This window comes from Shewanella frigidimarina NCIMB 400, assembly GCF_000014705.1.
Lineage (GTDB): Bacteria > Pseudomonadota > Gammaproteobacteria > Enterobacterales > Shewanellaceae > Shewanella > Shewanella frigidimarina.
Map to the genome: position 1 here is coordinate 452,775 of NC_008345.1, position 24,790 is coordinate 477,564.

Annotated in this window: 17 protein-coding genes and 5 tRNA genes; 13 read left to right on the plus strand and 9 right to left on the minus strand. The window is 42.0% G+C overall.

What is annotated here, in order from left to right:
- Positions 1-248: 248 nt before the first annotated feature.
- From SFRI_RS02145 to SFRI_RS02155, 3 genes are all read right to left on the minus strand, one after another.
- Positions 249-1,154, minus strand: coding sequence for an acyltransferase (locus tag SFRI_RS02145; protein ID WP_011635905.1), 906 nt, complete (start codon positions 1,152-1,154; stop codon positions 249-251).
- A 6-nt stretch (positions 1,155-1,160) separates the two neighbouring features.
- Complete coding sequence (locus SFRI_RS02150; RefSeq protein ID WP_011635906.1) at positions 1,161-2,057, minus strand: acyltransferase; 897 nt, start codon at positions 2,055-2,057, stop codon at positions 1,161-1,163.
- Positions 2,058-2,136: 79 nt separating this feature from the next.
- Positions 2,137-3,660, minus strand: a complete 1,524-nt coding sequence (locus tag SFRI_RS02155; protein ID WP_011635907.1) for a YifB family Mg chelatase-like AAA ATPase — start codon at positions 3,658-3,660, stop codon at positions 2,137-2,139.
- Positions 3,661-4,026: 366 nt separating this feature from the next.
- On the opposite strand from SFRI_RS02155, the gene paeA reads away from it, so the two are divergent.
- Positions 4,027-5,334 carry a polyamine export protein PaeA gene (gene paeA / locus SFRI_RS02160; protein ID WP_011635908.1) on the plus strand — a complete coding sequence of 436 codons (1,308 nt, stop codon included), beginning with the start codon at positions 4,027-4,029 and terminating at the stop codon, positions 5,332-5,334.
- A gap of 32 nt (positions 5,335-5,366) precedes the next feature.
- Here paeA and ilvY read toward each other — a convergent pair whose 3' ends face one another.
- Complete coding sequence (gene ilvY / locus SFRI_RS02165; protein ID WP_011635909.1) at positions 5,367-6,239, minus strand: HTH-type transcriptional activator IlvY; 873 nt, start codon at positions 6,237-6,239, stop codon at positions 5,367-5,369.
- A gap of 208 nt (positions 6,240-6,447) precedes the next feature.
- Here ilvY and ilvC point away from each other — a divergent pair, with 208 nt between their 5' ends.
- The 6 genes from ilvC to SFRI_RS02195 all read left to right on the plus strand — a co-directional run bounded on the left by ilvC (position 6,448) and on the right by SFRI_RS02195 (position 15,576).
- The gene (gene ilvC, locus SFRI_RS02170; RefSeq protein ID WP_011635910.1) at positions 6,448-7,929 is read left to right on the plus strand and encodes a ketol-acid reductoisomerase; all 1,482 of its coding nucleotides are present in this window, start codon (positions 6,448-6,450) and stop codon (positions 7,927-7,929) included.
- Positions 7,930-8,493: 564 nt separating this feature from the next.
- Positions 8,494-10,179 (plus strand): acetolactate synthase 2 catalytic subunit, encoded by a 1,686-nt coding sequence (gene ilvG / locus SFRI_RS02175; protein ID WP_041412740.1) that lies wholly within the window; start codon positions 8,494-8,496, stop codon positions 10,177-10,179.
- Positions 10,176-10,433, plus strand: coding sequence for an acetolactate synthase 2 small subunit (gene ilvM / locus SFRI_RS02180; protein ID WP_011635912.1), 258 nt, complete (start codon positions 10,176-10,178; stop codon positions 10,431-10,433). Before ilvG ends, ilvM begins: the two co-directional genes overlap by 4 nt.
- 132 nt (positions 10,434-10,565) lie before the next feature.
- Entirely contained in the window at positions 10,566-12,425 is a 1,860-nt protein-coding gene (gene ilvD / locus SFRI_RS02185; protein ID WP_011635913.1) for a dihydroxy-acid dehydratase, read from the plus strand.
- 1 nt (position 12,426) lies between these two features.
- A complete protein-coding gene (ilvA, locus tag SFRI_RS02190) occupies positions 12,427-13,998 on the plus strand; it encodes a threonine ammonia-lyase, biosynthetic (protein WP_011635914.1) in 1,572 nt (523 codons plus the stop codon).
- A gap of 435 nt (positions 13,999-14,433) precedes the next feature.
- Positions 14,434-15,576, plus strand: a complete 1,143-nt coding sequence (locus tag SFRI_RS02195) for a pyridoxal-phosphate-dependent aminotransferase family protein (RefSeq protein WP_011635915.1) — start codon at positions 14,434-14,436, stop codon at positions 15,574-15,576.
- A 118-nt stretch (positions 15,577-15,694) separates the two neighbouring features.
- Here SFRI_RS02195 and ubiK read toward each other — a convergent pair whose 3' ends face one another.
- Positions 15,695-15,946 carry a ubiquinone biosynthesis accessory factor UbiK gene (gene ubiK, locus SFRI_RS02200; RefSeq protein ID WP_011635916.1) on the minus strand — a complete coding sequence of 84 codons (252 nt, stop codon included), beginning with the start codon at positions 15,944-15,946 and terminating at the stop codon, positions 15,695-15,697.
- Positions 15,947-16,089: 143 nt separating this feature from the next.
- On the opposite strand from ubiK, the gene rep reads away from it, so the two are divergent.
- Positions 16,090-18,102 carry a DNA helicase Rep gene (gene rep, locus SFRI_RS02205; protein WP_011635917.1) on the plus strand — a complete coding sequence of 671 codons (2,013 nt, stop codon included), beginning with the start codon at positions 16,090-16,092 and terminating at the stop codon, positions 18,100-18,102.
- A gap of 24 nt (positions 18,103-18,126) precedes the next feature.
- On the opposite strand, the gene SFRI_RS02210 is transcribed toward rep, so the two are convergent.
- Positions 18,127-20,751, minus strand: coding sequence for a sensor domain-containing phosphodiesterase (locus SFRI_RS02210; RefSeq protein ID WP_011635918.1), 2,625 nt, complete (start codon positions 20,749-20,751; stop codon positions 18,127-18,129).
- Positions 20,752-21,015: 264 nt separating this feature from the next.
- Between SFRI_RS02210 and SFRI_RS02215 the strand changes: the two genes are divergently transcribed.
- The 5 genes from SFRI_RS02215 (at position 21,016) to SFRI_RS02235 (ending at position 21,599) form a co-directional block, all read left to right on the plus strand.
- A tRNA-Arg gene (locus tag SFRI_RS02215) sits at positions 21,016-21,092 on the plus strand.
- A 51-nt stretch (positions 21,093-21,143) separates the two neighbouring features.
- Positions 21,144-21,219, plus strand: a tRNA-His gene (locus SFRI_RS02220).
- Positions 21,220-21,240: 21 nt separating this feature from the next.
- A tRNA-Pro gene (locus SFRI_RS02225) sits at positions 21,241-21,317 on the plus strand.
- Positions 21,318-21,382: 65 nt separating this feature from the next.
- Positions 21,383-21,459: transfer RNA gene (locus tag SFRI_RS02230), tRNA-Pro, on the plus strand.
- A gap of 63 nt (positions 21,460-21,522) precedes the next feature.
- Positions 21,523-21,599, plus strand: a tRNA-Pro gene (locus tag SFRI_RS02235).
- A gap of 153 nt (positions 21,600-21,752) precedes the next feature.
- On the opposite strand, the gene SFRI_RS21610 is transcribed toward SFRI_RS02235, so the two are convergent.
- The 3 genes from SFRI_RS21610 to SFRI_RS02245 all read right to left on the minus strand — a co-directional run bounded on the left by SFRI_RS21610 (position 21,753) and on the right by SFRI_RS02245 (position 24,762).
- Positions 21,753-21,926, minus strand: a complete 174-nt coding sequence (locus SFRI_RS21610; protein WP_167526081.1) for a hypothetical protein — start codon at positions 21,924-21,926, stop codon at positions 21,753-21,755.
- A gap of 255 nt (positions 21,927-22,181) precedes the next feature.
- Positions 22,182-24,104: a bifunctional diguanylate cyclase/phosphodiesterase gene (locus SFRI_RS02240; protein WP_011635919.1), complete on the minus strand. Its 1,923-nt coding sequence runs from the start codon at positions 24,102-24,104 to the stop codon at positions 22,182-22,184.
- Positions 24,105-24,111: 7 nt separating this feature from the next.
- Positions 24,112-24,762 carry a transglutaminase-like cysteine peptidase gene (locus SFRI_RS02245; RefSeq protein WP_011635920.1) on the minus strand — a complete coding sequence of 217 codons (651 nt, stop codon included), beginning with the start codon at positions 24,760-24,762 and terminating at the stop codon, positions 24,112-24,114.
- Between the last annotated feature and the right edge of the window lie 28 nt (positions 24,763-24,790).

The following is a 24,790-nucleotide window of genomic DNA, read 5'->3' on the forward strand; positions in this document are numbered from 1 at the left end:
TTAAAAGCGTGAATGCACGAAAATTCAAATTTCACCTATAAAAAATTCATTGGGAAGGCTGTGACAAATTTCAATTATATAAACAATAAAATGCTACATTAAGTCTTGCACATTTAATTGTTAATTCATTTTATCAATTTAGTTATCGATAAACTCTTTTTCCTTATAAAACTGACAGTTTTACACCTTCAACGCAACAGAAAATCGTCATTTGTCGGTTTTATGACAGTTTAATCTCTTTAATGCAGTTATTGCTGTTGGTAAGCTTTTATTATGTCATCAATTTGCTGATCTTTTTCGACCCAAAGCTGATTCAACCAACGTTGAAATTCAACACGAGTTTCTGGGCTTGAAAAGTAAACTTCTGAATCCACTTTTGGCACAGGCAGAGTTTCAATACGAACCACAACTTTTTTAGTGCGTCCATGCATGACATTAGTCAGCACTTTTTCCGACGTTTCAGGATAAACCAAGGTGATATTTAATAAGCCGGTAAACTGTTCGCCCATTGCTGAGAGTGTAAAAGCTATCCCACTGGCTTTAGGACGTAATAAATGGCGATAAGGTGAATTCTGACGTAGTCGTTTTTCTTCGGTAAACCGACTGCCTTCAACATAATTAATAATCGAGGTTGGCATGTGCTTAAAACGTTCGCAAGCTTTGCGGGTTGTTTGCAGATCTTTGCCTTTCAATTTAGGATTTTTTTTCAGCTTAGCTGCGCTAGTACGATCCATAAACGGCATGTCGAGCGCCCAGCAACCTAGCCCCATTATTGGTACATAAAGTAGTTCTTTTTTCAAAAAAAACTTCAACATTGGGATATGGTTACGCAATAAATATGTTTGGGCTGCAATATCAAAGCCGCTGACATGATTACTGATCAGTAAATACCAACCGTTTGGATCGAGTTTCTCTAACCCTTTTACATCCCATTCAATATTAGATATTAAATATAAAATACCGCCGTTACATGTGGCCCAAGACCACATAAAACGGTTCATTATTCGAGTGAGTAGTTGGCGTGCAGGCAAGAAAGGCAGTAATAATTTTGCTACCCCACCAATCGTTAATAATGTGCTCCACACAACAGTATTAATGATTAATAGCGACAGGCTGATAATAAACAGTATCGGACCAGGTAAAAAAGCCAGCATATGTCGTTAATCCTCTTGTTTTGCTTGTGAAGCAAAATTCTGTAATTGCAGGTCTTTTTCTAGCCATATTTGATTGAGCTGCTCTTGAAACTCAATTTTAAATTCGCGATCTTTCAGATAATCGCCACGCATACGCTGAGGGATATCAGTGATTTTAATGTCCACTCTTACTTCGGATAATCCACCACAAATATAGTGCCAATAAGTCGGTACGGTATCAGGATAATATATGGTGACATTAACCAGTTTATTAATGTGCTCTCCCATAGCAGAAAGTGCGAATGCCATTCCTCCAGCCTTAGGTTTTAAAAGGTGCTGAAAAGGTGACCCTTGTTTATCATGTTTAGCTTCCGTAAAACGTGTACCTTCAACAAAGTTCATAATACTCACAGGTTTCGTTTTAAATTTCTCACAGGCTTTGCGAGTAATTTCAATATCTTTACCCTTCAACTTGGGATTTTTTCGTAACTGTGATGTGCTGTAACGGCGCATAAATGGAAAGTCTAATGCCCACCAAGCGAGGCCGAGTACCGGGACAAAAATAAGTTCTTGTTTGAGGAAAAACTTTAAAAAGGGAATTTTGCGGTTAAATACTCGCTGTAAAATGAGGATGTCGACCCATGATTGATGGTTAGCAATAACCATATACCATTCTTGTTCAGAAAAAGATTGATCGCCTGTGACATGAATACGCATTGGATGAAAAATAGATTCTACTATCGTATTGACACTGATCCATGCCGTAGCGCAATTATCGAGAATATAGCTACAGATTTTTTGACAAATGCCAATCGGGATCAATTTAACAATACTGAACGCCAAGATAGGGATGGTCCAAAAAATGGTATTAAATAAATAGCATAAGAATGCGATTGAACCTTTGATTTTCGAAAGCAGCGACATTTTTCTCTCCTATTAAACGGAGGGCTATGTTACTCGTAGTCGCAGTTTTGCTCAATCTATACGATAGGTTAAATTACGTTTATTGCTGATTCAATTTTGCCAGTAATCGGTCCATGGCCCGATAACCAAGGGCTTGAGCAATGTGACTGCGCTCGGTAGTAGGGGATTGCTGCAAGTCGGCAATGGTGCGTGATACCCGTTGAATACGATGAAAACTACGTACTGACAACCCTAAGCTCACGACACTTTGTTCCAAAAAAGCCAGATCTGGCTGAGTAATCGCGCCATCTTGTTTGAGTTGTTTTGGGGTTAACTCACTGTTTAATACACCAGAACGGCTGAGTTGTAGATCGCGTGCTTGCTTGACTCGCTTAGCTATTTCAACGCTAGACTCACTGGGCTGGTGTTGTTGGGTTAACGTACCTGCAGGAAGTTTGGGAACATCAACGGTTAAATCGAAGCGGTCTAAAAAAGGCCCCGATAAGCGCGATAAGTAACGCTGAATTTGATCTGGGGTCGAACGTGCTCGCTCCGTATCACCGCAAGGGCTTGGGTTCATGGCGGCAATGAGTTGAAATCGACTTAAAAAGGTCAATTTTGCTGCGGCTCGAGAAATCTCTACTTGGCCAGTTTCTAAAGGCTCACGCAGACAATCCAGTACCTTACGAGGAAATTCTGCTATTTCATCAAGAAATAATATCCCACGATGCGCTAATGATATCTCACCTGGTTTGGGATGGCTGCCGCCACCAATCAGTGCAATAGATGATGATGTATGGTGCGGCGAGCGAAAAGGGCGATTAAGGAAGTTTTGCGGTTTTACATGTAATCCAGCGACAGAATGAATGGCGGCTACTTCAATGGCTTCGTCGTAGGTAAGTTTTGGCAGTAATGGGATAATTCGATTGGCTAACATACTTTTCCCCGTCCCTGGGGGGCCAATAAACAACATGTTATGTCCTCCGGCCGCGGCGATTTCAAGCCCGTGTTTGGCCTGATATTGGCCAATGACATCGCTCATGCACAGCGATGATTGCGCTTGAATTTCTTCTTCAATCCATTCGGGCAAGGTGTCGAGTAACGGTAATTGTGCTTGGCCATGTAAAAATGCCGCTAAGTTTTGTAAGTGGGCGACAAAATAACTGTGCTTATAGCCAACGAGCTCTGCTTCATGGCGGTTTTCGATGGGCATAAAAAAATGGTGCTGATCATTGCGCGCGGCAATAATGGCTGGTAATAATCCACTGCAAGGGCGAATTTGCCCAGAAAGAGCCAGCTCACCCACAAATTCGCATTGGTGCAATGCTTTAGCTGGAACTTGATTTGATGCGGCGAGAATACCGACTGCAATAGGCAAATCATAGCGGCCACCTTGTTTTGGTAAATCTGCTGGGGCCAGGTTGACGGTAATTCTTTTCTGAGGGAATTCAAATCCTGCATTAATCAACGCACTTCTGACACGCTCTTTGGCTTCTTTAACTGAGGTTTCCGGTAGCCCCACTAGATTAAATGCGGGTAAACCGTTGCTTAGATGAACTTCAACAGTGACTCTTGGCGCTTCTACACCGCAACTTGCTCGAGTAAATACACAGGCTATCGCCATCAACAATTCCTTTTGTTTGAATAATATACAAATGAATGGGTGGTTACAGTCTAGCAGCGATGTGTTTTTTTGCGTGATAAAGGCTAAATAAGTGAGATAAAGTTGTGCTTGTAAGCTAGTTTAAATGACTGATGTTGAGTAGAATACCGTCGCTTTATAGTTCGCAAGGACCAAGTATAAATAGGTCTGTTGTCGTGAAACACTATAATGATATTCCATCATTCGTTATTTCTATCTGCATTGAATCATTAGCCTTATTAATTTGAATGTTAATAAATGGCTGAGGTCTTGCATTTGCCCATTTTGCAACAAAGATATGTACATACATTCCTGATATTTTGGCTAGTATTCGGGTAAAGGTAAACTATGAGCCTCTCTGATAATTTATTGATCATCTTGTGCCTGATCGGCATTAGTTGTTTTTTTTCTATGTCTGAAATTGCCCTAGCGGCATCACGAAAAATGCGTTTACAATTAATGGCCGATGAGGGCGATTTGCGCGCCGCTAAAGTGCTTAAACTTCAGGCGCATCCAGGCAGTTTTTTTACCGTGGTACAAATCGGACTCAATGCGGTCGCGATTATGGGCGGTATTGTGGGTGAATCGGCCTTTAGACCTCATTTTGAACAATTACTGTTGCCTTTACTCGGCAATGAATGGGGTTTACAGCTGAGTTTTGTTTGTTCATTTGTGACGGTTACCTCGTTGTTTATTTTATTTGCTGATTTGATGCCTAAACGAATTGCGATGGTGATCCCAGAGCAAGTCGCGGTCACTTTTGTAATGCCAATTATTTTGTGTATTAAAGTGTTAAAGCCGTTTGTGTGGATTTTTAATGGCTTGGCCAATGCAATTTTTAAATTGTTGCAAGTTCCTACAGCACGTAACGACCAAGTCACCCATGATGATATTTACGCCATGATGACAGCAGGTACTGAAGCTGGGGTGATGGATAAAGGCGAACAACAAATGATGGAAAACGTGTTTGAAATGCAGTCTGTTTCGGTAACCTCTGCAATGACGGCGCGTGAAAGTTTAGTGTATTTTTTACTGCAAGACAGTGAAGATGACATTAAACAGAAAATTGCTAAAAATCCGCATAATAAGTTTCTCGTTTGTGATGGCCAACTGGACATGATCAAAGGTTTTGTTGATGCAAAAGAGTTACTGATTAGGGTAATTAACGGCGAGAACATTACCTTAAAAGGTAGTACGTTAGTGCATAACTGTCTCATCATTCCTGATACGTTAACCTTGTCTGAGTCGATGGAATATTTTAAGAATAATCGTTCCGACTTTGCGGTGGTGATGAACGAATATGCTTTGGTTGTTGGCATTGTTACCACCAATGATTTACAAAGTGCCGTTATGGGCGCTTGGTCATTACATGAAAGTGAAGAACAAATTGTTGCCCGTGATGGTAACTCTTGGTTAGTCGATGGGGTGACACCGATTACTGATGTAATGCGAGCATTTAATATTGAAGTGTTTCCGCATAATCAAAATTACGAAACCATTGCTGGTTTTATGATGTATATGTTGCGCAAAATTCCTAAACGTACTGATTTTGTCAATTATGCGGGTTACAAATTTGAGGTAGTCGATATTGATTCATACAAAGTCGACCAACTACTGGTTACTCGGCTAGACATTGAGACGCCGCCTCTGCCTTAAGTCAATTAGCTTAAAAAATCTAACCGACACCATTAAATGATGTCTAAGAACGCACGAATGATAGGATCATTGGTGCGTTTTTCTTTGCAGCAGCAACCTAATTCAAATGGTGGGATCGGGATTGGCGAAGCTAGAGTTTGGATGCGATCGCGTACCGGACTATTGTGGATCACCGCTTCTGGGCTTATACCAACACCACAGCCGAGTGCGACCATAGACACAATAGCTTCCTGACCAGAGACTTGGGCATAAATATTGGGTTTTATGCCCATTTGCTTAAACCACAAATCAATCCTTTTTCTGCCGGGACCATGGTCCGGTACGATATAGGGCAGTTTAGCCCAGTCAATTTTTGCTTGGCTTACCCATTGCTGAACTTGGCATTGTATTGTGGGCGCAATGACGGAAATCGGTACTTTATCAATCGGGGTAAAATGCAAGCTACTAGGAAATGCCTCCGGTAATGCAATAATCGCGATATCGGCGCGATTTTTTTGAATTTGGTTTACCGCATTGGCTGGATCTCCGGTGTTGAGATTGATATCGACATGGGGATGCTCACGTCTAAACCGATCTAACAGTGCCGGTAAATGGCTATAAGCTGCGGTAACTGAGCAGTACAAATTAAGATTGCCGCGTAAAAATTGCTGGCTTGGGTCAATACGACTGCGCAGCTGGGTCCATTCCGATAATGTCTGTTCTGCAAAACGTTTAAATTCAACGCCCGCGTGGGTAATAGTGACGCTTCGATTGTCACGGTCAAATAATTTACTACCCACTTCATCTTCTAAACGCTGCAACGCACGGCTTAAGGTTGATGGGCTGACATGCGATTGCTCCGCCGTTTTGGCAAAATGCAGGCTATCGCATAAGTGTAAATACATTTTAAGTGAACGGATATCCATCACAGCACCTTCAAGCACGCATTAAGTTGAGTGTAAGTTAAATATTAGGTTAAGCATTCCATGTTGCATTAATTGCAACGTCATGTCCCGAATATATCATTTTAAGCAATCATATGCATGCGCTATAGTGACTTCAATCACAACGCTTAAGGTCGCTGACTTATAAGATGTTGAGTCCCAAATTACTAAATTTTATAGGTGGTATCAGATGGCTAACTATTTTAACTCTCTGAATTTACGTCAACAATTAGCTCAATTAGCACAATGCCGCTTTATGGACCGTACTGAATTCAGTGACGGTTGCCAATATATTAAAGATTGGAATATCGTGATTTTAGGTTGTGGCGCACAAGGCCTTAACCAAGGTTTAAACATGCGTGATTCAGGCCTAAATATTTCTTTTGCCTTACGTCCGCAAGCTATTGCTGAAAAGCGTGCATCGTGGCAAAAAGCCACCGATAACGGTTTTAAAGTTGGCACCTTTGAAGAGCTTATTCCTGCAGCTGATTTAGTGTTAAACCTTACACCAGACAAGCAACACACTAACGTCGTTAATGCGGTTATGCCATTAATGAAGCAAGGTGCTACGTTATCTTACTCACACGGTTTCAATATCGTTGAAGAAGGCATGCAAGTTCGTCCAGATATTACTGTGGTTATGGTTGCACCAAAATGCCCAGCGACGGAAGTTCGTGAAGAATACAAGCGTGGTTTTGGCGTACCGACATTGATTGCAGTACACCCAGAGAATGATCCAAATAGTGATGGCTTAGCGATTGCTAAAGCTTATGCAAGTGCTACTGGTGGCGACCGTGCCGGTGTATTAATGTCATCGTTTGTGGCTGAAGTTAAGTCAGATTTGATGGGCGAGCAGACCATTTTGTGTGGCATGTTACAAACGGGTGCCATTTTAGGTTACGAGAAAATGGTGGCTGATGGTGTTGAACCTGGTTATGCCGGCAAGTTAATTCAGCAAGGTTGGGAGACTGTTACCGAAGCACTTAAGCACGGCGGCATTACCAACATGATGGACCGCTTATCAAACCCAGCCAAAATCAAAGCATTTGATATGGCTGAAGAGTTAAAGGTTATCCTTAAACCGTTGTTCGAAAAGCACATGGACGACATTATTAGCGGTGAGTTTTCTCGCACTATGATGGAAGATTGGGCTAATGATGACACCAACTTGTTACGTTGGAGAGCTGAAACTAACGAAACCGCATTTGAAAATGCGCCAGTGTCATCTGAACATATCGATGAACAAACCTATTTCGACAAAGGTATTTTCTTAGTAGCAATGATTAAAGCAGGTGTTGAGCTGGCGTTTGATACCATGGTTGCCGCAGGTATTGTTGAAGAGTCGGCTTACTATGAGTCGCTACATGAAACACCGTTAATTGCCAACACTATTGCGCGTAAGCGTTTATATGAAATGAACGTGGTTATTTCAGATACGGCTGAATACGGTTGTTATTTATTCAACCATGCAGCAGTACCGATGTTACGTGATTATGTTAACGCTATGTCATCTGAGTACTTAGGTGCTGGACTTAAAGACCAAGCAACAGGTGTTGATAATCTGCGCTTAATCGATGTAAATGATCAGATTCGTAATACAGAGGTTGAGTTTATCGGCGCTGAGTTACGTGGTTACATGACAGATATGAAAAGCATTGTTGAAGCAAGCTAACGTATAAATTGGCTGGTGAAGTACCTGTTCAGTGTTTTTTGCAACATGTTTATGTTGCCGTTGTCGGACAGGCATCAATCGAAACGTCCTAATCTTATTGATTGGGACGCTGAAAAAACAAATATTAGATTGAGTTCTAATTAATTATTAGTAGAACTCATACGTTAAGTTTTTGTTGTTGTTTGCATTGTCTCGGCAGGGAAGCTGAATTTTTTTTACAAAGGCAATTTTTTAGTTGTGTTCGGTAAATCTTTTATGGTACTTGTTAGTTATACCGTAACGTTATTTGAACATAACCAAACGAATTATTTAGAAACTTAGGATACTGTCTAAAACATGTTAAACCACACAGCCATTCTCATTCTCGAAATTATTACCGTAGTGATTATTAAGTCACAGCGGGGGTGGCGTTTTGGCAACTAGACTGACCTAAGAGTCACACAGATTGCAAAAACCCCCGCTCCGAAAGGACCGGGGGTTTTTTAGTTTTAGGCTTAAGTAAAACCACAGATCCAATATTACACAGCAGAGCAGCAGATACATTGACGAAGTAGAGAGCAACATATGGAAGCAGGACAGAAAATGCGCGGCGCGGATGCAGTAATCAAAGTACTAGCAGCACATGGTGTGACAACCGTATTTGGTTATCCTGGTGGGGCGATTATGCCAATCTATGACGCCCTTTACGGCGGTCCTGTGGAACACTTGCTTAGCCGTCATGAACAAGGTGCCGCGTTTGCTGCCGTAGGATATGCTCGTGCGAGTGGTAAAACAGGGGTGTGTTTTGCAACATCAGGCCCAGGGGCCACTAATTTAATCACCTCACTTGCCGACGCTTTACTTGACTCGGTGCCGTTAGTTGCCATAACGGGCCAAGTGTCTACCAGTGTTATCGGCACTGACGCATTCCAAGAAATCGATGTATTAGGCATGTCGTTGTCATGCACCAAACACAGTTTTATGGTCACCGACATCAATGAGCTTATTCCCACCTTATATCGCGCTTTCGAAATTGCCGCCGAAGGACGTCCTGGTCCGGTGTTAGTAGATATACCCAAAGACATCCAACTTGCAGCATTAGAATATAAAACTCCCCTTCAAAGTGTTGCTGATGAATTACAGCCTCAGGTTAATGACTTAGATGCCGCCGCAGAGTTAATTAAGCACGCTAAAAAGCCTATGTTGTATGTCGGTGGTGGTGTGGGTATGGCTGGCGCCGTTGCGCATTTACGTCAGTTTATCGACACCACAGGCATTCCATCAGTGGCGACGTTAAAAGGTTTAGGCAGTATTGCACATGGCACTAAAGGTTATTTAGGTATGTTGGGTATGCACGGTGGCAAAGGGGCAAACCTTGCAGTGCAAGAATGTGATTTATTGATGGTGGTTGGCGCACGTTTTGATGACCGTGTTACCGGCCGGCTTGCGAGTTTTGCCAGTAATGCCAAAGTGTTACATTTAGATATCGATGCCGCCGAAATTGGTAAATTACGTCAAGCTGACGTGGCGATAGCTGCTGAACTTAGCATAGTGTTACCTGCATTAACGGCCGCCGTTGCTGATACGCTAGACATTGCTCAATGGCAAGCTGATGTAGAGGAGTTATCCCGTAAGCACCAATGGAATTACCAACATCCGGGTGATTTAATTTATGCGCCAGCAATGTTACGCCGTTTAGCTAATAAACTACCAGAAGACAGTGTTGTTGCTTGTGATGTCGGCCAGCATCAAATGTGGGTTGCACAGCACATGTGGTTTCGTCGTCCTGAAGATCATTTATCCAGTGCTGGCTTAGGTACTATGGGTTTCGGCTTACCTGCTGCTATTGGTGCCCAAGTTGCCCGACCTGATGCGACGGTGGTCACTGTCTCTGGTGATGGTTCGTTTATGATGAATGTTCAAGAATTGACCACCATTAAGCGCCGTAAATTGCCGGTAAAAATCTTACTGATTGATAATCAAAAACTGGGTATGGTTAAGCAATGGCAACAGCTATTTTTTGAAGAACGATACAGTGAAACAGACTTATCTGACAATCCTAACTTTGTCCTTATGGCATCAGCATTTGATATTCCAGGTCGAACGATAACGCGAGCAGATCAAGTTGAGCAAGGGTTAGATGATATGTTGAATAGTAGCGGTCCTTTTATGTTACATGTGTCGATTGATGATGCTTTTAATGTATGGCCTCTAGTGCCACCGGGTGCGAGTAATAGTGAGATGATGGACCAAATGGAGAAGCAAACATGATGCATGCATTAGAAATAACCGTTCAACAACGTCCTGAAGTACTGGAACGGGTGCTGCGTGTTACTCGCCATCGTGGGTTTAAAGTCACCCAAATGCAGGTTCGCATAAATGAAGACGCCAGCATGGCGGTCGACTTATGGGTTGAAGCCGAACGTGCCATTGAATTGCTCAGCAACCAGTTAGATAAATTAATTGATGTCACTCACTGTAAAGTGCTATCGGCGGCACCATTAAACCAAGTCGCCAACGGTTAAGGCTTACTATTAAGCCAAGCATGATTTAGTTAGATACTATTTAGTTAGAGATTGTGTAGTTAGAGATTATTTTAGTCGTTATAAGGTGAATAAACCGATAACGCGCACCACATTAAACAAAGGATATTAGCAATGCCAAAATTACGTTCAGCTACCAGTACCGAAGGCCGCAACATGGCAGGCGCCCGCGCACTATGGCGTGCCACTGGCGTGAAAGAAAATGATTTTGGTAAACCTATCATAGCGATTGCCAATTCGTTCACTCAGTTTGTCCCTGGACATGTGCATTTAAAGAATATGGGATCATTGGTTGCAGGTGCCATTGAAGAAGCAGGCGGCATTGCCAAAGAATTTAATACTATTGCCGTAGATGACGGTATTGCGATGGGCCATGGCGGCATGCTGTATAGCTTACCATCGCGCGAGTTAATTGCAGACAGTGTTGAATACATGGTCAATGCGCATTGTGCCGATGCATTAGTGTGTATTTCTAACTGCGACAAGATTACTCCTGGCATGTTAATGGCGGCGCTACGGTTAAATATTCCGGTGGTATTTGTATCCGGTGGGCCAATGGAAGCGGGTAAAACCAAGCTATCCGATCAAATTATTAAGCTTGATTTAGTTGATGCCATGATCGCTGGTGCAGACTCTAATGTCAGTGACGAAGACAGTAAGCAAATCGAACGCAGTGCTTGTCCTACTTGTGGGTCGTGCTCGGGTATGTTTACTGCTAATTCAATGAATTGTTTAACCGAAGCCTTAGGATTGTCATTACCAGGTAATGGTTCAATGTTAGCGACTCATGAAGACCGTCGTGAATTATTTTTAGAAGCCGGTCGCCGTGTGATGATGTTGGCAGAACGTTATTACAAGCATGACGATGAAACGGCATTGCCGCGCAATATTGCTTCATTTAAATCATTTGAAAATGCCATGGTACTCGATGTTGCCATGGGCGGTTCATCTAATACAGTGTTGCATTTAGTGGCTGCAGCGCAAGAGGCGGAAATTGACTTTACTATGGCGGATATTGATCGCATATCGCGCTTAGTGCCTCATCTATGTAAGGTTGCACCATCAACGCCTAAATATCATATGGAAGATGTTCACCGTGCTGGTGGGGTGATGGGTATTTTAGGCGAGTTAGATAGAGCAGGTTTAATCCATAACGATGTACCGCATGTGGCCGCAGACAATGGTGGCGATTTAAAATCAGTGTTAGCTAAGTACGACATTAAACAAACTAACGATCCAGATGTAATCCGCTTTTTTAGTGCCGGCCCTGCTGGTATTCCAACCACTAAAGCATTTAGCCAAAATTGTCGCTGGGATAGTGTTGATGACGACCGTGAAAATGGCTGTATTCGTTCGCGTGAGTTTGCCTTTAGTCAAGAAGGTGGCTTAGCCGTATTGTCAGGTAACGTTGCCGTTGATGGCTGTATTGTGAAGACGGCAGGGGTTGATGAGTCTAATTTAACTTTTGTTGGCAGTGCCCGCGTGTATGAAAGCCAAGATGATGCAGTTGCTGGTATTTTAGGCGGCGAAGTGGTTGAAGGCGATGTGGTGGTGATTCGCTACGAAGGCCCTAAAGGTGGCCCTGGTATGCAAGAAATGCTGTATCCAACAACCTATTTGAAATCGCGTGGTTTAGGCGCTAAATGTGCGTTAATTACCGATGGTCGTTTTTCAGGTGGCACTTCTGGTTTGTCTATTGGCCACGTATCACCAGAAGCGGCGTCAGGTGGCACTATTGCACTGATTGAAAATGGCGATCAAATTGCGATTGATATTCCCAAGCGTAGTATTCAACTTAATGTCAGTGAAGCAGAGCTTACTCAGCGTCGCACAGCCATGGATGCAAAAGGCCCTTTAGGTTGGAAGCCGGTGTCTCGTGAGCGTTATGTGTCATTAGCCCTTAAAGCTTATGCATTACTTGCAACCAGTGCAGATAAAGGTGCGGTACGCGATCGCACTAAGCTGGAGGGGTAATATGTTGGCTTTGGCGTCTCAAACTCAATTAGATTTAGCCCACTATTATTTACAGAAAATTTTACTATCGTCTGTATATGATGTGGCTAAAGTGACGCCACTGTCGAGCATGAATAAATTGTCTGCTCGCTTTGGTTGTCAGGTGTATTTAAAGCGTGAAGACATGCAACCAGTGCATTCGTTTAAGTTACGTGGGGCTTATAACCGTATCGCTGCCTTGACTCAAGATGAATGTAATAAAGGCGTAGTGTGTGCATCGGCGGGTAACCATGCTCAAGGTGTGGCAATGTCTGCCGCCAGCCGGGGTATTGATGCGATTATTGTTATGCCAAGTACCACGCCCGATATTAAAATTGATGCAGTAAAGCGCTTAGGTGGCACGGTAGTGTTACACGGGCAGGCGTTTGATCAAGCCAATGATTATGCAAAAAATCTGTCGGCAACAGAAGGGCGTGTTTATATCGCTCCTTTTGATGACGAAGCGGTTATTGCAGGCCAAGGCACAATTGCTCAAGAAATGGTGCAACAGCAGCGTGATATTGAAATTGTGTTTGTACCCGTTGGCGGTGGTGGATTAATTGCCGGTATTGCTGCGTATTATAAAGCGGTCATGCCACAAGTGAGGATCATTGGGGTTGAACCCGAAGATGCCGCTTGTTTAAAGGCGGCATTAGAAGCCGATGAACCAGTGACACTGGCCCAAGTCGGTTTGTTTGCTGACGGCGTAGCGGTTAAACGCATTGGTACTGAGCCATTTAGGTTAGCGCGTGAATATGTTGATGAAGTGATTACGGTTACTTCTGATGAAATTTGCGCAGCGGTTAAAGATATTTTTGAAGATACCCGTGCAATAGCAGAACCGGCAGGGGCCTTGTCAATTGCTGGGCTTAAAAAGTACATGGCGCAACAAGGTGACTCCATTGACGCGCCGAAAAAAGTAGCGGCTATATTGAGTGGCGCCAATGTGAATTTTCATAGTTTACGTTACGTGTCTGAACGCTGTGAATTAGCTGAGCAAAAAGAAGCGGTTTTAGCGGTAAAAATACCTGAAAAACCAGGCAGTTTTTTACGTTTTTGCGAGTTACTCGATAAACGGGTGATGACCGAGTTTAACTACCGTTTTAGTAGCCGTGATATAGCAGTGGTGTTTGCGGGTATTCGTCTTACTGGTGGCCAAGCGGAGCTAAGTGAGATTATTGCTAAACTTGAGTCTGAAGGCTTTGAAGTTCAAGATTTATCCCAAGATGAAACCGCTAAACTACATGTGCGTTATATGGTCGGCGGTCACCCACTCGAACCTTTAGAAGAACGCTTATTTAGCTTTGAGTTTCCTGAGCATCCAGGGGCATTGCTGAAGTTCTTAACCACTTTACAGAGTAAATGGAATATTAGTTTATTTCATTACCGTAACCATGGTGCAGCCTTTGGTAGGGTGTTAACGGGGTTTGAAGTTCCGGCTAAAGACGATGTGGCGTTTGCACAGTTTTTAACGGAGCTAGGTTTCGTTTATCAAGAAGAAACCCACAGTCCGGCATATAAGCTCTTTTTAAATAGCACTAAAGCAAAATCGTAAGTCATTTTTAACTGACCTGAACTAGGGATAAGAGACGAAGATATGATATTAAAGATCATAGACTTAGAGGTTTATCACTATCAAACTAGTCATTTGTTTTACTAACAAGGCGAATTGACGCGTCAATAGCGGGTCTATTGCAAGTTAATTCAACACCGTTAGTAAGACAAAGGGCTGTTTGAGAGGCGTTTTTTATCCCGAGTTCAGGTTGACTACCATTCTGAGGAGATTTAGTGCCTCAATGTGGTATTGTCAGTTCGCCTAAAACGAAAAAATATTCGTGGGTTTGTAGAAACTATTACCAACGACCACTAATAAGTTGATGTTAATGTATTTTGCAGCAACTGATTGGTATAGTTTGCTTTATATGTAGGGTAAATTTTTCCAAATTCATACATAGTTATGAATTTTCGACCTCATTTTAAGGAGACTTTGATGTTACCCGTACCAACAATTCAAGCTTTTATGCCACCGCGCCGAATCTTAATGGGTCCTGGCCCATCTGACGTGTATCCCGAAGTGCTTGCGGCACAATCAAGGCCGACTATTGGCCACCTTGACCCATTATTTGTTGGCATGATGGATGAGCTAAAAAGCTTAATTCAATATGCTTTTCAAACCAAAAACGAAATGACCTTAGCTGTATCTGCTCCAGGCAGTGCAGGCATGGAAACCTGTTTTGTCAATTTAGTTGAACCAGGTGAAAAGGTAATCGTGTGTCGTAATGGGGTATTTGGTGAGCGCATGCGCCAAAACGTTGAGCGCGTTGGCGGTGTTGCGGTAGTCGTCGACAATGAATGGGGCGAACCTGTATGCCCAGATAAAGTTGAAGCTGCACTTGTCGCACATCCTGATGCCAAATTTTTAGCCTTTGTACATGCAGAAACCTCAACGGGTGCGCTGTCGGATGCCAAAACATTATGCACCTTGGCGCAATTACATGACTGTATCAGTATTGTTGATGCGGTGACCTCATTGGGTGGCGTTGAATTACTGGTGGATGAGTGGGGCATTGATGCCATTTATTCAGGCAGCCAAAAGTGCTTATCTTGTGTGCCCGGTTTATCTCCAGTGTCATTTTCACCTAAAGCCGTTGCTAAACTAAAAGCTCGTACCACCCAGGTGCAAAGTTGGTTTTTAGATCAAACCTTAGTGATGGGTTATTGGGGTAATGGCAATGGCGCTAAGCGCAGCTATCATCATACTGCACCAGTTAATGCATTATATGCCCTACATGAGTCTTTACGTTTGTTAGCCAATGAAGGGCTCGAAAATGCCTGGGCAAGACACCGTAAAATGCATCTGTTATTACGCGATGGATTAACCAAACTTGGATTGAAATTTGTGGTTGAAGAAGCGTCTCGTTTACCGCAACTTAATACCGTTTATATTCCAGATGGTGTTGATGACGCTGCAGTGCGTAAGCATTTATTGGAAGAATATAATTTAGAAATTGGTGCAGGCTTAGGCGCTTTAGCGGGTAAAGCATGGCGCATCGGCTTAATGGGCTATGGTGCCCGTCGTGAAAACGTCTCCCTTTGCTTACATGCACTAGAAGAGTCTCTTAACCAGAACTGAGGTTAACAAACTTAGTGGATATAAAAAAATGACGCTAAATAGCGTCATTTTTTATGTCTGTAAACTGAGTAAAAACGATTATAGAGTCAAAAATATCAATCGTTATCCCTCGTTCAGGTTAGTTACTCAGCAAACTTTTTTCTAACTCATTCACTTGTGCTTGCAATGCTTCAAGCTTTTCGCGAGTTTTAAGCAACACGTGTTGCTGCACCTCAAACTCTTCGCGCGATACTACGTCCAGTTTCATCAATTGGTTTTGTAATATCTGCTTGCTGCGTTCTTCAAACTCACCGGCAAATTGCTTAACACCGCTGGGTAAGTTATCGCTTAGCTGCTTAGCGAGTTCTTCTATTTTCTTTGGATTAATCATGATGATTCCCTACTGAGACATTGATTTAATTGTAACCGAGGTAAGCGCTTTTCCAAACCCTAACTGTGATTTTTCGTTAACCGTCACCAGTTGATTCTGCTATGATCCGCCTTCGTTTAAGGCTAAGCAAGGTGTAATGATTAATGAAACTCAATCCAGGGCAAAATGAAGCCGTACATTATGTATCGGGTCCATGCTTAGTGCTCGCTGGCGCGGGGAGTGGTAAAACACGTGTAATCATTAATAAAATTGCTTACTTAGTTGAAAAATGTGGCTATAAAGCTCGCAATATTGCCGCAGTAACCTTTACCAACAAAGCCGCCCGAGAAATGAAAGAACGTGTTGCTCAGTCGATGGGCCGCAAAGAAGCGCGCGGATTATGGATTTCTACTTTTCATACATTAGGGCTCGAAATTATTAAGCGCGAACATAAAGTGCTTGGGCTTAAAGCGGGTTTTTCATTGTTTGATGATCAAGACACTTTCGCGTTATTAAAAGAACTGACCGAAGATGAGTTAGATGATGATAAAGACCTGATTAAATCTTTGGCATCAGCGATATCGAATTGGAAAGGGGGATTAGTGATCCCTCAGCAAGCAAAAAGTATGGCAAAAGACGAGCAAAGCCAATTATTTGCCATGTTATATGCTAGGTATGCTCAGCATATGAAGTCCTATAATGCGCTCGATTTTGATGACCTAATCTTAATTCCAACATTATTGTTGCGAATGAATGAAGAAGTGCGCACCCGTTGGCAAACTAAAATTCAGTACTTGCTGGTGGATGAGTATCAAGATACCAATACCAGCCAATATGAGTTAGTTAAGTTACTGGTGGGTGAGCGTGCACGTTTTACGGTGGTAGGTGATGATGATCAGTCCATTTACTCTTGGCGTGGTGCAAAGCCACAGAACCTAGTGTTATTAGGAACTGATTTTCCAAGACTTAAACTGATCAAATTAGAGCAAAACTATCGTTCAAGCCAACGAATTCTCCGAGCAGCCAATATTCTGATTGCTAACAACCCTCACGTGTACGACAAGGCGTTATTTAGTGAGTTAGCTTATGGTGAGCCATTAAGAGTATTAATTGCCGCTAACGAAGAGCAAGAAGCTGAGCGAGTGGTGGCGGAGATAATTCGACATAAGTTTGTTGGCCGAACTAAGTTTGGTGATTACGCCATTTTATATCGAGGTAATCATCAATCTCGTTTACTCGAACGATCGCTTATGACCAACCGTATTCCTTATAAGCTTAGTGGCGGTACTTCATTTTTCTCTCGTGCAGAAATTAAAGATATCATGGGGTATTTGCGTTTAGTGGTTAACCCGGACGATGACAATGCTTTTTTGCGGGTGGTTAACTTACCTAAGCGTGGTATTGGCCCCGCGTCGCTGGAGCGTTTAGGTAATTTTGCCAATCAAAAGCATATATCATTATTTGAAGCTATTTTTGATGTTGAACTCAATCATCATTTAGCGCCTGCAGCGGTTAACTCTTTATATCAGTTTGGTAAGTTTATTGTTGATACCGGTGAAGTCGCCTCGCGGGGTGAGCCTGTTGAAGCGATTAAACAGCTTATTCGTAAAATTAATTACGAAGATTATCTGTACGAAACGAGTACCAGCGCTAAAGCGGCTGAAATGAGGATGAAGAATATTTCGGAATTATACCGCTGGGTTACCGAAATGCTCGAAGGTGATGAGTTAGATGAACCTATGACTTTGCCAGAAGTGGTTACTCGATTAACCCTGCGCGACATGATGGAACGCAACAGCGAGGATGAGGGTGGCGATCAAGTTCAGTTAATGACGTTACATGCCTCTAAAGGACTGGAATATCCCTTTGTATTTATGGTGGGCGTTGAAGAGCGTATTTTGCCGCATCAGTCGAGCATTGACGAAGACAATGTTGATGAAGAACGACGTCTGGCGTACGTGGGTATTACCCGTGCACAACGTGAATTGTGGTTTGTAATATGCCGTGAACGTCGCCAGTTTGGTGAAACGATGCGATGTGAGCCGAGCCGTTTTTTACTTGAGTTGCCTCAAGATGATTTAATTTGGGAAAACCGTAAGCCTGTTCAAACAGAAGAGCAGCGTGTCGAAACCAGTAAAAGTCACATCGCCAACATACGCGATATGTTTAAAAAATAGTGCTAATTGGGTTGGTCTTATTGATTAGGCACAGGCCTTATGTGGCTTTTTTTTTTCGTTAAATAATTTACTGATTGCTCGGCCTTGGCCACGTACATAGCCAAGTTCTAAAAACTGCCTTACTTGTTGTTGTGTGTCTACTGTGGTGGCGTACATATCGAAATTAAGTGTTTGTGCCGTCAGTTGGTAAGCTTTGACTAATTGTAACTGTTTGTCATTGAGTAAATGCTTACTGATGTCATCATCTAGCTTTAATGCCTTAATTGGTAAAAAACTCAGGCAACTGAGTGAGCTGTAACCTGTGCCATAGCCATCGATACCGATTTGCACGCCCAGTTGCGAGATAAGCTCGAAGCCATTGATGTGATTTTCGGTGTCTTGCACTAGTGCTTTTTCGTTAAAGAATAAGATTAATTTCTCAAGATTGATGTGACTACTTTTAATGGTTTGTTTGAGATTGCGTAATACGAATTTATTTTTGATATGCTGGCTGCTAATGGATAGATGTAAGTATACAGACGGTCCATGTTTTGATTTAAGAAACTGATATTGCTCATTTAAGTTAGAAAATATATAACCGTCTATATTAAGTGTGAGCTGGTATTGTGCGGCAAGCTGCTTCATCTTGCCATGTTCAATTAAGCCTTGCTCAGGATGATGCCACTCAATGTGAGGTTCAATGGCAATGATTTCACCAGTAGTAAAATCGACCACTTCAACGTAGTTAATTTTAAATTCTTGTTGGTCTAAGGCCTTTTTAAAATCAATTTCCAATTCATGTTGTAGCTTAGATTGTGCGCTGAGTTTGTCGTCAAAAATAACATAACAACCTTTACCATTGGCTTTAGCCTGATACATGGCAGCGTCAGCATCACGTAGTAGTGACTCGCTGGTGACTAATTTATTGCGTCCACTAAATGCAATTCCGATACTGGCACCTGAGATGAACTCTTGTTTGGCGAGCTGATAGGGCATCGACAACGCTTGTAAAATACGATCACTTACCTCGATAGCATCTTCCGTGGCGTTAATAGAATCCAGCAAAATAACAAATTCATCACCGCCCATTCTTGCTAGTGTGTCGTTTTCACGCACACATGACTTGATACGTTGTGCGGTTTCAATTAAAAAGCGATCGCCTTCGAGATGACCAAAAGAATCATTGATCACTTTGAACCGATCAAGATCGATAAATAATAATGCAAATTGATCTAATCCATGTCGGCGCAAGTGTTTTAATGCTTGTGATAATCGTTCCATTAAATAGCTGCGATTGGGTAAACCAGTCAGCCCATCATGCTGAGCATCGTGTAAGAGCTGATTTTCAATCTTACGGCGCTGATTGATTTCTTGTTGAAGATTGTTGTTCAGTTCAGCGAGTGCTTTAGTGCGTTTAACCACCTTATCTTCTAGCTGCTCATGGCTGTTTTTGAGCGATTCAGTCGCCAATTTACGCTCAATAGCGTTGGCCATATGTTGGGATACGAATGTCAGTAGCTCTAGATCTTTAAATTGATAAATATGAGCGTCATCCAAGCTATAAATCGTTAACGCACCAGCAATATCACCATTAATGATCAGCGGAATGCCTATCCATTGATGCATTCTATCGGTTTTGTTCAATTCTGGAGATTTTGCGTATATTTCGCCATTAGCAACCATATCAGCGATATCTTTAGAGGATAAGAGCCGAGGCAACTTATGTTCTAGAATGTATTCTGTTAGCCCATCCTGCATAGGACGAGAGGCTGGATATTCGGTTGTCATCTGCGAAACATAAAAAGGAAATGACAACATATTGTTATCGTTTATCAATGAGATAAAGCAGTTATCAGCCGGTATTAATTGACTCATAATAGTGTGAAGTCGTAAATAGAAGTCTTGTTGGAGTACATTTGATGCAGATAGATCGGCAATTTCGAATAAAGCTTTTTGTAATTTTTCGGCTTTAACGCGCTCAGTTATTTCTTTTTTGACTTTTTCATAAGCCTGGCTGAGTTCTTTAGTGCGTTCAACAATAGCTTGTTCTAGCTGTTCATGATGCTCAAGCCGTTCCATAACCCCAGAAATATGATGACAAATGAAACCCATTAATTCTAATTCAAGTTCACCGTAAGTATTGGCTTCGTTATAGCTTTGCACAACAAGTACACCACTGACGATTTCCTGGTTCTTGATGGGGACACCGAGCCATTGGTGACTTGGAGAGCCTAGACTTTTAATATCGCCACTGGCGATCAATTCATTAAACTTAATATCGTCGCATAATAAAGGTGTGCCATTACGGAGCACATAACCTGTTAAGCCACTATTGAGTAATGCCGATATTTCTTGGTCTGGGTAGAGTTCCGTTGGGTGAGAATCTTGTTGGTCGGCAAAAAAAGGTAAACTCGTCAGTCCGGTTTTAGGGTCTTGAGAGGCAATAAAAAAGTTCTCAGCAGGGATAAGTTGCTGCAGATGTAAGTGTACTCGTTGATAAAAATCATCAAGAGAAGTGACCTGGGTCGCAATATTGGAAATACCCAGTAAAGCGTTTTGAATAATTTCAGAACGCTTATATTTTTTAGCCAAACGCTTTAAACGAGCTATCCTTTTTTGCAGATGCTCGACTCGTGGAGAAGCTATTGAGTGACTTATTGCAGTATCCATACCCTTGTTGACCGTTATCCTATTAATTATGCGAACAAATTATTGTTGAACAACCATTATAATTACCATAAATACAAATGTGATCCAAGCTAAATTAATGTCAGTATAAAGTTAAGAAGTCTCGTAAATGAGTGCGAATAAGTAAGAAGTGAGCAAATAGTTAGCGCAAATGAGTCAAAAGTTAATCAGTCAGTTAAAAAAAGCAAATCAGGGCTAGACGTGGCGGTGTTTTATCCCTAATATATGCGTCGCTAACCAAGGCGAGCGCCCATAGCTCAGCTGGATAGAGCGTACCCCTCCGGAGGGTAAGGCCGAAGGTTCGAATCCTTCTGGGCGCACCATTCGGCATGTACTGTTTCTGTCGTATTGGTTAGTAGAATTGAAAGTCAGTGGTGATTGTAGCTCAGTTGGTAGAGTCCCGGATTGTGATTCCGGTTGTCGTGGGTTCGAGCCCCATCAGTCACCCCATTCAATTTACAGCTTTATTTTCGGTGATTAGCGCAGCCCGGTAGCGCATCTCGTTTGGGACGAGAGGGTCAGAGGTTCGAATCCTCTATCACCGACCACTTTTATGTATTCCAATTAGTGTCATTTCCAATTGGCCTACCGCTCAAAAATTAAAGATAGATTTCGGTGATTAGCGCAGCCCGGTAGCGCATCTCGTTTGGGACGAGAGGGTCAGAGGTTCGAATCCTCTATCACCGACCACTTTTATGTATTCCAGTTAATATTTTTCAATTGGCTTACCGCTCAAAAATTAAAGATAGATTTCGGTGATTAGCGCAGCCCGGTAGCGCATCTCGTTTGGGACGAGAGGGTCAGAGGTTCGAATCCTCTATCACCGACCAATTAACAAAAAAGCCACTCTAATGAGTGGCTTTTTTGTTTTTCGCGATTTGATTGGTCATTATAATCGTATATTTGATTACTTAATATTGTGCATTAAAAGTGATGAATACCAATTACACCAGCTATTTATATTCGCTACCCTCATTAACTATTCATATTAATGGCGCTAACAGGGCCGACATACAATATTCCATGTCGTTTCCATATCTTTTAACCGCAACGTCGTAGCGCATCTGTTGTAAGTGGGTGGTTGATACAATCCCGCCAACGATAGACATAAATGCCTCTACACTGCTATTTAGGTTGTCAGAGTCGTGCAATGGCATGACTAAACTCCATAGAGCAAGCCTTGGTAGTCGATTAAGTCGCATCACGCCTGTGGAGTTGACTGACCTCATGCTTAAGCTTGAATGAGTTCTCCAGAGCCGTGTAGTACGGCTAGTACAGTGTTATCACTGCTTGGATAACCTCATAGATGACCTTAGTGAGTTTGTCGTTTGTCAATAACTCTGGATATAAAAAAACCACTCCGAAGAGTGGTTAGTCTTAGCTGGTCCAACTGTTCGATATTACTTAGAGACTTAGAGCTTCACATTGACCGGCGGTACAATAAAGCCTTGATAAGCATCGACTCTGAGTTCAGTAAATCGTGTTAACTGCTTTGCTTCTTGGATCCCCGTGACAATCACTTGAATATCTAATCCTTTAGCTACATTCACTAAAGCACGACATAATTCACTGTTGTGTTGATTCTCTTCAATATAAGCAAATGACTGGTCTAGTTTGACATAATTTGGACGCAGGCTTTGTAAGTAGGCCATTGAGCCGAATTGACGGCCAAAATGATCGATACCAAACTGAGCACCAGAATCTCGAATGACTTTGCAGAGATTTTCGCAAGATTCTAAATCGCTATATACACTCGCCTCTGGGATTTCAAAGCAAATACGTTCAGCGTATTTATTTGCCCGAAGAAACTGTTTTAGCCAAAGATGAAAATCAACATCGCTTATGCTCTGATAAGTAAGGTTGATGGCGACGCGTTCATAATTGCGCTCGAGTAAACGATGTTCATTGACTGTTTCTATTAAACAACGATCGAACATAGTGCCTAGTGAAAGTAATTCTATGTATGGTACAAACTGACCTGCGTGCAAGATTGTGTCGCCAATTTGCAGTTGGCAATATAGCTCACGCTGACAAATTTCATCTTTGGCACAAAGTTGGATCGACTGCCAACGAAATTGGAATTTTTTGTTCTTTATGGCATGACTTAAATTATTGCGCCATTCTTCACGGGTAAACAGCTGCTTTTGGGTGTTCTCAAACCAATGGAACACTTTGTCGTCTTTAATGGACTGCTGGAGTGCGTTATCTGCTTGTGCCAACATATCTGACACTGTCATTTGTCCTAGACGTTCTGCGACACCAATATAAAACTGTTCGTTTGGTTTACAGCCAGCTTTAGATATTTCTTTATTAACAGTACGTATGAGGCTTTGTAAATACTTAGCCAGTTGGTCATGTTCACAGTCTTCAACAAGGAAGGCGAATTCATACGCTGCAATACGGGCGATAACAGAAGAAGCTATTTCATCTTGATGATGTTGCAGCTTTTCAGCCAGTATGCGAATAGTCTCATCGCGAACTTGGAAACCGTATTTGCTATGTACATCCTCTAGCCAATCCATTTTGACTAAGTAAAGTGCGCCTGTACTGGGTTCGCTTAACCAACCATTAACTCGACTGACCATATATTGTCTATTTGGTAGCCCTGAGACTTGATCAACAAGATTTTTCTTTCTTAATGCAGAGACTTCTTCGTCAAGAGAATTAAATACTTGTTTTAATTGCGCTGACATACTGTTAAATGCGTTGACTAGCTCTTTAAGCTCCCTCGTTTTTGGCGTTGGCATATCGGGGCCAAATTGTTGTGCTGCTATTTGCTTGGCATGTAAGGAAAGTGTGTTTAAAGGTTTTAAAATCCAGCTTAATCCCACTCGCGCAAATATAATGGCGATAAGAAATAAGATTGAAAATAGAATAATTATGTCGGAAATAATCCGCCATAATTCCTGATAGCCAAACCCTGGGTGAGCTGTAATTTCAAGTGTAGCAAGCTGTAACCAACCAGAGGTAATAGTGGTTTGTTTTTTAATGGTTTTAAACAGGTTAAGATTGATAAACCATTGAGGAATATTATCGACTTTAACAGAGTTATTCCACACTTGTTGCTTACCATCTACCAACCAAGTCAATTTGATTTGTTGATAATAGCCGCCTTCAAAAATAACATTCACTAATGTTTCTGCACCGGCATCATCACCAGCCTCTAAAACAGGAGTAAGCATTAATCCTAATGAATTACTGGCATTATTGAGGTCAGATTCCATTTGTTTGGATAAGAAACCTTGGGTTTCTGAAAATTGTACATAGGCTACGCTTGCAATCGTTAACAAGAAAAGCCCGAAAAGTAACGCATAGATCTGCCTGAACAGGGTCATGTTGTCACTACTCCATGTTGAGTTTGGGTTGGCGTAAGCGGTCTACACCTAATCTAAGTTTAAGGTCAGTCCATTTTTCAAGGCGTGATGATGAACCTGCTAACACACCTCGGCCTCTTTCTTTGTTTAGCCATAATTGTTTACCGTTAAAACTGTAAACAGGCAGAAGATCTTTTCGTTTTGTTGCCAATTTTATGGTTTTATCCAAATTATCGAGCACTAACGGAATCGAATTAGGCTTTTCGTAGTACGCTAATACCATATGATACTGATTCAGCGATGTGGCTTTTACCATAGTGATTCGGAGTTTATCCTCCGGGATACCAAGCTGGAGAAGGGTAAAATACTTTGCGATTGAGAAGTCTTCACAATCACCTCCGTTAACCCCAATAAACTCCATCGGTGATGCCCAATAATTGGAATCACCCCATAGTGTTTGATCATCAATGAATCGAAATAAATTAAAAAACTGATTAACTTTTTCTAACTTATCAATTTCAGCAAGTTGTTGCGAATCATTGACAATTTTAAACCAAGCGTTTGCTCGTAATCCTGCTCGATCGCCATAACGTTTCGATAAAGCCGACACGGTTTTTTGCTGATTTAATTCTTGTGTCGGTGCGGCATATAAACATGAAACTAAAAGGGCCGATGTCATAATAAAAATATGACAGACCCTTTTATGC

What these genes read in the sequence shown, in the direction of transcription:
- ilvM (WP_011635912.1), top strand. Translation starts at nt 10,176, where the DNA reads ATGATGCATGCATTAGAAATAACCGTTCAACAACGTCCTGAAGTACTG.
- SFRI_RS02145 (WP_011635905.1), bottom strand. Translation starts at nt 1,154, where the DNA reads ATGCTGGCTTTTTTACCTGGTCCGATACTGTTTATTATCAGCCTGTCG.
- ilvC (WP_011635910.1), top strand. Translation starts at nt 6,448, where the DNA reads ATGGCTAACTATTTTAACTCTCTGAATTTACGTCAACAATTAGCTCAA.
- ilvA (WP_011635914.1), top strand. Translation starts at nt 12,427, where the DNA reads ATGTTGGCTTTGGCGTCTCAAACTCAATTAGATTTAGCCCACTATTAT.
- SFRI_RS02210 (WP_011635918.1), bottom strand. Translation starts at nt 20,751, where the DNA reads ATGGATACTGCAATAAGTCACTCAATAGCTTCTCCACGAGTCGAGCAT.
- ilvG (WP_041412740.1), top strand. Translation starts at nt 8,494, where the DNA reads ATGGAAGCAGGACAGAAAATGCGCGGCGCGGATGCAGTAATCAAAGTA.
- SFRI_RS02150 (WP_011635906.1), bottom strand. Translation starts at nt 2,057, where the DNA reads ATGTCGCTGCTTTCGAAAATCAAAGGTTCAATCGCATTCTTATGCTAT.
- ubiK (WP_011635916.1), bottom strand. Translation starts at nt 15,946, where the DNA reads ATGATTAATCCAAAGAAAATAGAAGAACTCGCTAAGCAGCTAAGCGAT.
- ilvY (WP_011635909.1), bottom strand. Translation starts at nt 6,239, where the DNA reads ATGGATATCCGTTCACTTAAAATGTATTTACACTTATGCGATAGCCTG.
- paeA (WP_011635908.1), top strand. Translation starts at nt 4,027, where the DNA reads ATGAGCCTCTCTGATAATTTATTGATCATCTTGTGCCTGATCGGCATT.
- SFRI_RS02155 (WP_011635907.1), bottom strand. Translation starts at nt 3,660, where the DNA reads ATGGCGATAGCCTGTGTATTTACTCGAGCAAGTTGCGGTGTAGAAGCG.
- ilvD (WP_011635913.1), top strand. Translation starts at nt 10,566, where the DNA reads ATGCCAAAATTACGTTCAGCTACCAGTACCGAAGGCCGCAACATGGCA.
- rep (WP_011635917.1), top strand. Translation starts at nt 16,090, where the DNA reads ATGAAACTCAATCCAGGGCAAAATGAAGCCGTACATTATGTATCGGGT.
- SFRI_RS02245 (WP_011635920.1), bottom strand. Translation starts at nt 24,762, where the DNA reads ATGACATCGGCCCTTTTAGTTTCATGTTTATATGCCGCACCGACACAA.
- SFRI_RS02195 (WP_011635915.1), top strand. Translation starts at nt 14,434, where the DNA reads ATGTTACCCGTACCAACAATTCAAGCTTTTATGCCACCGCGCCGAATC.
- SFRI_RS02240 (WP_011635919.1), bottom strand. Translation starts at nt 24,104, where the DNA reads ATGACCCTGTTCAGGCAGATCTATGCGTTACTTTTCGGGCTTTTCTTG.
- SFRI_RS21610 (WP_167526081.1), bottom strand. Translation starts at nt 21,926, where the DNA reads ATGCCATTGCACGACTCTGACAACCTAAATAGCAGTGTAGAGGCATTT.